Origin of the sequence: Hymenobacter polaris, assembly GCF_012927305.1 — a bacterium.
Lineage (GTDB): Bacteria > Bacteroidota > Bacteroidia > Cytophagales > Hymenobacteraceae > Hymenobacter > Hymenobacter polaris.
On record NZ_JABBGH010000008.1, the window covers coordinates 1,672 to 4,578 of the forward strand.

Here is a 2,907-nt window from a genome sequence, read left to right on the forward strand (position 1 = left end):
TAGAAGTAATTAAGGGCGCACGGAGGATGCCTAGGCTCTCAGAGGCGAAGAAGGACGCGATAAGCTGCGATAAGCTTGGGGGAGGGGCACATACCCGTTATATCCCAAGATTTCCGAATGGGGCAACCCCTTGGCTTGATGAGCCAAGACTTCTGCTTTGCAGAAGGGCAAACGCCGGGAACTGAAACATCTCAGTACCGGCAGGAACAGAAAATAACAATGATTCCCCCAGTAGTGGCGAGCGAACGGGGAGGAGCCCAAACCCGGGTGGTTACGGCCACCTGGGGGTTGTAGGACCACGACATCTGATACTAACACGCTAGCCGAACCGGTTGGGAACCCGGACAAGATAAGGTGAGAGTCCTGTAGGCGAAAGACGTGTTGGTCGGTAGTGGTATCCTGAGTAGGGCGGGGCCGGAGAAACCCCGTCTGAAGCTGGCGGCACCATCCGCCAAGGCTACATACTCCTGAGAGACCGATAGTGAACTAGTACCGTGAGGGAAAGGTGAAAAGAACCGGGAATACCGGAGTGAAAAGAACCTGAAACCGTGCGCTTACAAGCAGTTAGAGCCCTTTAGTGGGGTGATAGCGTGCCTTTTGCATAATGAGCCTACGAGTTACTCCTCCCTGGCAAGGTTAAGTGTATGGATACACGCAGCCGCAGCGAAAGCGAGTCTGAATAGGGCGCGTAGTCAGGGGGGGTAGACGCGAAACCTAGTGAGCTACCCTTGAGCAGGATGAAGGTGCGGTAACACGCACTGGAGGTCCGAACCAGTTTCCGTTGAAAAGGATTTGGATGACTTGAGGGTAGGGGTGAAAGGCCAATCAAACTAGGAAATAGCTCGTACTCCCCGAAATGTATTGAGGTACAGCGTCGTGGTTAGGTGCTGTGGAGGTAGAGCTACCAATAGGACTAGGGGGTGTCAGAGCCTACCGAATCCTGATGAACTCCGAATGCCACAGCATTCATACACGGCAGTGAGGCCTGGGGTGCTAAGGTCCCCGGCCGAGAGGGAAAGAACCCAGACCAACAGCTAAGGTCCCTAAGTTTCGTCTAAGTTGAACAAAGGAGGTCCAGTTGCTTTGACAGCCAGGAGGTTGGCTTGGAAGCAGCCATTCCTTTAAAGAGTGCGTAACAGCTCACTGGTCGAGCGACCGGGCATCGATAATACGCGGGCATCAAGACGAGCACCGAAGCTTTGGATTTAGTCGTATGACTAAGTGGTAGGGGAGCATTCTGGTTGCGGCGAAGCCGTCCTGTCAGGGCATGGTGGAGCGGCCAGAAAAGCATATGTAGGCATGAGTAACGATAAAGTGGGTGCGAAACCCACTCGCCGATAGACTAAGGTTTCCAATTCAACGCTAATCGGAATTGGGTTAGGCGGGACCTAAGGGAGAGCCGACAGGTGTACCCGATGGCAAGCCGGTTGATATTCCGGCCCCCGTTAGTAGAAGTGATGCAGGGACACAGGGATGAAAGCACCGCGAGCGGACGGAAGTGCTCGTTAAAGCCTGTACCTTTTTGGCTGGTAGTTAAGTACGCCGGCTAAGGGAAAGGGTGATAGTACCGCACGGCCTTCGGGCCACGCGGATAGTGTGCCTAAGAACTGTCAAGAAAAGCTGCTAAACGTTGTATCTGCTGACGGCCCGTACCGCAAACCGACACAGGTAGTCAAGGAGAGTATCCTGAGGCGCTCGAGTGAATCACGGCCAAGGAACTCGGCAAAATGGTCCTGTAACTTCGGGAGAAGGGACGCTTCCTCCAGTGATGGAGAAGCCGCAGTGAAAAGACCCAAGCGACTGTTTAACAAAAACACATGGCTTTGCTAACGCGTAAGCGGACGTATAAGGCCTGACACCTGCCCGGTGCTGGAAGGTTAAGAGGGGAGCTTAGTCGCAAGGCGAAGGCTTGAATCGAAGCCCCAGTAAACGGCGGCCGTAACTATAACGGTCCTAAGGTAGCGAAATTCCTTGTCGGGTAAGTTCCGACCTGCACGAATGGTGTAACGATTTGGGTGCTGTCTCAGCCGTGAGCTCGGTGAAATTGTAGTCTCGGTGAAGATGCCGAGTACCCGTCACGGGACGGAAAGACCCCGTGCACCTTTACTATAGGTTGCCATTGGTGTTGGGTATAGCATGTGTAGCATAGGCGGGAGGCGTCGAAGCGGAGCCGCTAGGTTTCGTGGAGCCAACGTTGAAATACCGCCCTTGCTGTGCCTGATGCCTAACTCTGAGTTGCTCAGAGAACAGTGGCTGCTGGGTAGTTTGACTGGGGTGGTCGCCTCCAAAAGAGTATCGGAGGCTTTCAAAGGTCCACTCAATCCGCTTGGTAACCGGATGTAGAGCGCAATAGTAGAAGTGGGCTTGACTGTGAGACTGACTAGTCGAGCAGGGTCGAAAGACGGATATAGTGATCCGGTGGTTCCATATGGAAGGGCCATCGCTCAAAGGATAAAAGGTACGCCGGGGATAACAGGCTGATCTCCCCCAAGAGCTCATATCGACGGGGAGGTTTGGCACCTCGATGTCGGCTCGTCACGTCCTGGGGCTGGAGAAGGTCCCAAGGGTTCGGCTGTTCGCCGATTAAAGTGGCACGCGAGCTGGGTTCAGAACGTCGTGAGACAGTTCGGTCCCTATCTGTGATGGGCGTTGGATATTTGAGAGGACCTGTCCTTAGTACGAGAGGACCGGGATGGACCAGCCGCTGGTGCGCCGGTTGTACCGCCAGGTGCAGCGCCGGGTAGCTACGCTGGGACGAGATAAGCGCTGAAAGCATCTAAGTGCGAAACTCCCCTCAAGATGAGATATCCCAATTGAAGGTTCGTGAGAGACTATCACGTAAATAGGCCGCAGGTGTACAGCTAGAAATAGCATAGCTGAGCGGTACTAAGGAACCGAACGCTTCCA

1 rRNA gene is annotated in these 2,907 nt (G+C 54.1%); it reads left to right on the plus strand.

Features of this window, described 5'->3' with window-relative positions:
• Positions 1-2,907 (plus strand): 23S ribosomal RNA (locus HHL22_RS23605).